The organism is Lysinibacillus sp. ZYM-1, assembly GCF_001308875.1.
GTDB lineage: Bacteria > Bacillota > Bacilli > Bacillales_A > Planococcaceae > Lysinibacillus.
In genome coordinates, this window is record NZ_KQ465171.1 from 1 (window position 1) to 6,180 (window position 6,180).

Sequence of the window (6,180 nt, forward strand, 5' to 3'; positions counted from 1 at the left end):
ATTTAAAAATGGTGCGGGTGAAGGGAGTCGAACCCCCACGCCTTGCGGCGCTAGATCCTAAGTCTAGTGCGTCTGCCAATTCCGCCACACCCGCTTAATCTTACTATTGTTGATAATTAAATGGTGAGCCATGAAGGACTCGAACCTTCGACCCTCTGATTAAAAGTCAGATGCTCTACCAACTGAGCTAATGGCTCGGAAAAATGGTGCCGGCTATAGGAATCGAACCCACGACCTACTGATTACAAGTCAGTTGCTCTACCTGCTGAGCTAAACCGGCGAATGGTGGAGGATGACGGGCTCGAACCGCCGACCCCCTGCTTGTAAGGCAGGTGCTCTCCCAGCTGAGCTAATCCTCCTGGGTACTATGCCTAGCGATGTCCTACTCTCACAGGGGGAAGCCCCCAACTACCATCGGCGCTAAAGAGCTTAACTTCCGTGTTCGGTATGGGAACGGGTGTGACCTCTTTGCCATCATCACTAGACTATCTTTTATGTATCTTGTTTTGAAGTTGTTTACCTGTCCTTCAAGACAAGAATTATTGTATAACGTTTTCTCATATTATGCAATACTTTTTTATAAAAAAAAGAAATTATTACTTTTTAAAGATATTTTTTGATAAGTAAGAGAAAATATTGCCCTGCAAAATATTATAGCAATAGTCGTTTGAAAAGAAAACAATTATTTTTTTATGTATATATTCTTAGCTAATGATCTAGTTTAAAACAAGTGAAGGTTTTAAATTTCCCTTCACTTGCTATGTTACTAAATAGTAGAAAGTTCCCTAATTAATTGATCAATTTCTTTAAAGGTTGTAGCTGGACCAAAAGATATTCGAAAGAATTGGCGCGCCGCTTCCATTGAATAATTCATAGATAAAATAGCTTTCGTTCCGGATTCACTATGAATATCACATGCACTTCCTGTTGAGATACTAATCCCTGCCTCATTTAACTTTAATAAAACATATTGCCCCTCTACTTTACTCATCATGACACCACATATATTTGGCAATTGCTGCTTACAATCTATTAGTTTGCATGTTTTAGGTAAGTGACTTTTAAAAAACCTTCTTAATTCCTCATAATGTTGTCTTTCATAATGATTATTTTCAATCGCTGCCGCAAAGGCAACAATTGCTGGTGTATCTAATGTTCCTCCTCTTAAACCTTTTTCATGTGTTATGCCTGGTGTTAATGCCGGAACCCGGATTGCAGGGTTTATGTAGACAGCACCACATCCTTTAGGTCCCCCTATTTTATGAGCAGAGATTGTAATAGCATCTCCCCCTCTTGGAATGGTCAATTTCCCAAAGGATTGCACACAGTCAATATGACAGTAAACAGCTGATTTTTTTGCCGCTTCTATTATTTTTTCCACAGGTTGAATAGAGCCAATTTCAGAGTTTACATGCTGAATAGTAATTAAAGCTGTATCTTTTTGAATGGATTGTTGTAGTTGCACTATATCAATACAACCATCCTTCTGCATCGGTAATCTTGTCACCTTAAAACCCATTTTCTCCAGTGTATTCAAAGCGGCATGGACAGAAGTATGTTCAGCTTGTGATGAAATAATATGTTTCCCTTTTTTAGAGGCTAATGCTAATGACAATATGGCCATTATATTTCCTTCCGTTCCGCTTCCAGTAAAAATAACACCGTCACTGTTTACACCAAGTTCACGAGCTACAATCTCTCTTGACTGTTGGATGAAATAATGAGCTTGTCCCCCTAGATCATGTAGACTTGCACTATTTCCATAATAGCGTTGTGCCACCTCTACGTATGCCTCAAGGGCTTCCTTCGTCATAGGTGTTGTTGCAGCGTAATCCATATAGATCATCGTATTCTTCCTCTCCTGTTCATCAGGTCTTGTTTTCTTTTTTAATTTATGTAAAGATAATTGTCAAGACAACTGTAAAGAAGGTATAACTATGGATGTAAAGACAGACGTCCTTATAATTGGTAGTGGAATTGCAGCACTTCAGGCAGCTTCACTGCTTGAAGAACATTTTCAAATTCAAATTGTTACAAAATCATCCGTCAATATGAGTAGTTCTTATCGTGCGCAAGGTGGCATTGCTGCTGTAACAAGTGAAGAAGACCATATTGATTGCCACGTTGCGGATACATTGAAAGCCGGAGAACATCATCATGAAAAAAGTCATGTGCAAACACTTATAGAAGAAGGCACAAAAATAATGCGCAACTATCTTAAAGCTGACTTCCCCATTGATCGACATAGCGATGGGGCACCTGCTCTAGGTTTAGAAGGGGCACATAGTCATCATCGTATTCTACATGCAGGTGGTGATCGTACTGGTCAAATTTTCATAGATTACTTGCTTCGTAAACTCTCGCCTAACACGAAGATGAATTGCTATGAAATGGCTTACGAGCTTTTACTAAATACAAATGGTGACTGTGTAGGTGTACTCACAAAAGGACAGGAAGGCACTAAACGCTATTTTGCCCATCATGTTATTTTAGCGACAGGCGGTGCAGGAGCACTTTATTCAAGTACATCTAATTATCCAACAAATACAGGAGATGGTATCGCTTTAGCATTTCGGGCAGGTGCTGCAATCAGTGATATGGAATTTATGCAGTTTCATCCAAGCCTTCTTTGGTGTGAAGACGAGGCAAAAGGGTTAGTTTCTGAAGCAGTACGGGGTGCTGGCGGTATCTTTGTAGATGCCCAGCGTCGCCCTATTATGAAGGGCATACATGCACAACTTGACTTAGCGCCTAGACATATTACTGCACTCGCACTATTTAAGAAACGTGCTGCTGGTAAGGAAACGTTCATCGATATATCCTCTATCCAAAATTTCGATGTTAAGTTTCCATCTATCACACAGCTCTGCCACAACAACAATGTTCACTTACAAGACGGCCTGATTCCAGTTGCGCCAGGGAGTCATTTTTTAATGGGCGGTATTATTGCTGATGATAAAGGAAGAACTACAATAGCCAACTTATATGCTATCGGTGAAGTGGCCTGTACAGGGGTCCATGGAGCTAATCGTTTAGCCAGTAACTCACTGTTAGAAGGAATTACTTTTGGTCAAAGAATGGCCCATTTCATTATTCAACAAGGCTGTAACCAAAAGAATTTCTTACTTGATAACCATAAAGGTATCGATTCAGTGCCATCATTATTTAGCAAACAACTATTACAGCAACACATGATGAAATACTTAGGCATCGTTAGAAACATTGACGATTTGCAGTATTTTGTCCAGCAATTACCCTCTATACATGCGCTTCTCAAAGTAAATTTAAGGGGTTTGGAACAGACCAGCTTGGAACTATATATGATGCATGTTGTCGCCACATTAATGACCCATGCGGCAATTACACGAACTGAAACACGAGGTGCCCACATTCGTACGGATAAACCCGCTATGGAAGCTCAATGGGCAAACCGTTGGATTATTTTTTCTCAAGGACAAATGAAAGTGAGGAACTCATTGTATGAATATCATCAAACTCGAGGAAATGCTCAAGCAATTTTTTAATGAGGATATAGGTGATGGGGATTTATCGAGTGAATTTATCTTTTCATCTAAACAGCAAGGAGCATTTTCTTTTTATGCAAAAGAAAGTGGAGTTTTTTGTGGCGCACCGATTATTGAGCACGGCTTTCTCTTACTAGATCAATCCATAGAAATCAACCTTTCTAAAAAGGATGGAGAAGCCGTAGAAGCTGGCGATGTAATCGCAATTATAAATGGCCCCTTACAAAAATTATTAATGGGGGAGCGGGTCATTTTAAATCTTATTCAACGTATGTCTGCTATAGCTACAGCAGCTCATCTAGCAGTTCAAGAAATTGCAGGTACGAATGCAAAAATATGCGATACTCGCAAAACAATACCAGGCTTACGTATGCTTGATAAATATGCTGTTAGAACTGGTGGTGCTTTTAACCATCGCAATGGACTATATGATGCAATCATGCTAAAGGATAATCATATTGCTTTTGCTGGTAGCATTACAAAAGCCGTTCGAGCTGCTAAAGAGAAAGTAGGTCATACGGTTAAAATTGAAGTGGAAATTGAAACAAAGGAACAGTTAGATGAAGCCATTATAGCTGGGGCAGATATCATAATGTTTGATAACCGAAGTCCTGAAGAAATACGTGCATGGCTTCCCACCGTCCCTTCTTCTATCGCAACCGAAGCATCCGGTGGTATCACACTAGAAAATATAAGAGCTTATGCTCATACAGGTGTTCAGTGGATTTCACTTGGTTCCCTAACACATTCTGTCAAAGCCTTTGACATTAGCGCACTCGTACAAATGAAAGGAGGCTACTCTATTGTCCATCACTAGTTTATTACAGCAGGCGGCACTACTTCCTGAACATTATCGGACATTATCCGTAAAGGAAATGGAATCTCGTATTTTATCAATCAAAAGAAAATTAGGATCAAAGCTTTTTATTCCAGGACATCACTATCAAAAAGATGAAGTCATTCAATTTGCTGATGCAACGGGTGATTCCTTACAGCTGGCTCAGTTATCTGCTGCAAACAAAGAGGCAGAGCATATCGTATTTTGTGGCGTGCATTTTATGGCAGAAACTGCTGACATGCTAACGACAAAACAGCAGCACGTGTATTTACCAGATATGCGTGCAGGTTGTTCGATGGCTGATATGGCAGACATTTATCAAACTGAACAAGCATGGCCGATTCTGCAGCAGCTCTTTGGCGATACGATCATCCCGCTCACCTATGTCAATTCAACGGCAGCCATTAAAGCCTTTACAGGGAGACATGGTGGTGCATGTGTAACATCATCTAATGCAAAGGAGCTTGTTCAGTGGGCATTTACACAAAAACAGCGAATTTTCTTTTTACCAGACCAACATTTAGGTAGAAATACTGCCTATGACTTAGGTGTTCCACTTGAAAATATGGCAGTTTGGAATCCTCATAAAAATATGCTTGAAACAAAACACCCTTTTGAAAACATCAAAGTTATTCTGTGGAAGGGTCATTGTTCTGTTCACGAAGGGTTTACAATTCAACATACGGAGGCTATTCGAAGGGAATATCCAACTATGCGGATTATTGTTCATCCCGAATGTAGTCGAGAAGTTGTTGCAGCGGCTGATGATGCAGGCTCGACCAAGTACATTATAGATACAATTAATCAAGCACCAAGTGGATCTGCATGGGCAATAGGGACAGAAATGAATCTTGTCAATCGTATTATAAAGCAGCATCCAGATAAACATATTATCTCTTTAAATGAAAATTTTTGCCCTTGCCTAACGATGAATCGCATTGACCTTCCACATTTGCTGTGGTGCCTAGAAAGTATTGAACAGGGTCAACCACATAACCGTATACAAGTTGATGATCATATTTGCGCTGAAGCTCTTCGTTCACTTGATAGAATGTTAGTGAGTAGATGAATTAGGATTTTAAAGCAGAGATGTTGTAAAAAACAATGTTTCTGCTTTTTATGTGCTCAGAGGATTCAGTCGGGAATATATCTATTGTAATTTTCTATGGGCAGGTTACCTCATGAAATTGACACAAATTTATACTTTATGATAATGTCGATTTGGAGGTGATAATAGATGGCTTTTCAATCAAAAAATATTTTTATTAATTTACCAGTTAAAGATTTAAACAAATCCATTAAGTTTTTTCAGGAGTTAGGTTTTGAGTTCAATCAACAATTCAGTGATGAAACGACTGCCTCAATGATTATTTGTGAAAATATTTTTGCTTTAATAATGGTCGAAGATCGTTTCAAAGGATTTACTAAGAAGGAAATTGCAGATACTTCTTCTTCTGCTGAAGCAATTTTATGTCTATCTGCTGAAAATCGCGAGCAAGTAGATCAACTAGTAAATAAGGCACTGGCCGCTGGTGGTAAACCATATAGTGATCCACAAGATCATGGATTTATGTATGGATGGGGTTTTCAAGATTTAGATGGGCATATTTGGGAAGTTGTTTATATGGATGAACATGCATTGCATCAAGAATAAATCTTTTATGTTAAATTATTTTTCTATAGAAAAAACAGTAGATGCATTTGCATCTACTGTTTTTGGTATGACCCGTACGGGATTCGAACCCGTGTTACCGCCGTGAAAGGGCGGTGTCTTAACCACTTGACCAACGGGCCAATGGCGGAGAAGGAGGGATTTGA

Annotated in this window: 5 protein-coding genes, 5 tRNA genes and 1 rRNA gene; 4 read left to right on the forward strand and 7 right to left on the reverse strand. The window is 39.4% G+C overall.

Annotated features, from left to right (window positions below; all coding sequences use genetic code 11):
* Positions 1-9: 9 nt before the first annotated feature.
* The 6 genes from AO843_RS23535 to AO843_RS23560 form a co-directional block, all read right to left on the reverse strand.
* A tRNA-Leu gene (locus AO843_RS23535) sits at positions 10-94 on the reverse strand.
* 27 nt (positions 95-121) lie between these two features.
* Positions 122-197: transfer RNA gene (locus AO843_RS23540), tRNA-Lys, on the reverse strand.
* A 7-nt stretch (positions 198-204) separates the two neighbouring features.
* A tRNA-Thr gene (locus AO843_RS23545) sits at positions 205-280 on the reverse strand.
* 3 nt (positions 281-283) lie between these two features.
* Positions 284-359: transfer RNA gene (locus AO843_RS23550), tRNA-Val, on the reverse strand.
* 10 nt (positions 360-369) lie between these two features.
* Positions 370-485 (reverse strand): 5S ribosomal RNA (gene rrf, locus AO843_RS23555).
* 281 nt (positions 486-766) lie between these two features.
* Complete coding sequence (locus AO843_RS23560; RefSeq protein WP_054613483.1) at positions 767-1,837, reverse strand: cysteine desulfurase family protein; 1,071 nt, start codon at positions 1,835-1,837, stop codon at positions 767-769.
* A 100-nt stretch (positions 1,838-1,937) separates the two neighbouring features.
* Here AO843_RS23560 and nadB point away from each other — a divergent pair, with 100 nt between their 5' ends.
* The 4 genes from nadB to AO843_RS23580 all read left to right on the forward strand — a co-directional run bounded on the left by nadB (position 1,938) and on the right by AO843_RS23580 (position 6,016).
* Positions 1,938-3,524 (forward strand): L-aspartate oxidase, encoded by a 1,587-nt coding sequence (nadB, locus tag AO843_RS23565; protein ID WP_054613479.1) that lies wholly within the window; start codon positions 1,938-1,940, stop codon positions 3,522-3,524.
* A complete protein-coding gene (nadC, locus tag AO843_RS23570) occupies positions 3,481-4,341 on the forward strand; it encodes a carboxylating nicotinate-nucleotide diphosphorylase (RefSeq protein ID WP_054613480.1) in 861 nt (286 codons plus the stop codon). The genes nadB and nadC overlap by 44 nt, the downstream gene beginning before the upstream one ends.
* Positions 4,328-5,431: a quinolinate synthase NadA gene (gene nadA, locus AO843_RS23575; RefSeq protein ID WP_054613481.1), complete on the forward strand. Its 1,104-nt coding sequence runs from the start codon at positions 4,328-4,330 to the stop codon at positions 5,429-5,431. The genes nadC and nadA overlap by 14 nt, the downstream gene beginning before the upstream one ends.
* A gap of 168 nt (positions 5,432-5,599) precedes the next feature.
* Positions 5,600-6,016 (forward strand): VOC family protein, encoded by a 417-nt coding sequence (locus AO843_RS23580; protein WP_054613482.1) that lies wholly within the window; start codon positions 5,600-5,602, stop codon positions 6,014-6,016.
* Between the two features lie 68 nt (positions 6,017-6,084).
* On the opposite strand, the gene AO843_RS23585 is transcribed toward AO843_RS23580, so the two are convergent.
* Positions 6,085-6,156, reverse strand: a tRNA-Glu gene (locus AO843_RS23585).
* Between the last annotated feature and the right edge of the window lie 24 nt (positions 6,157-6,180).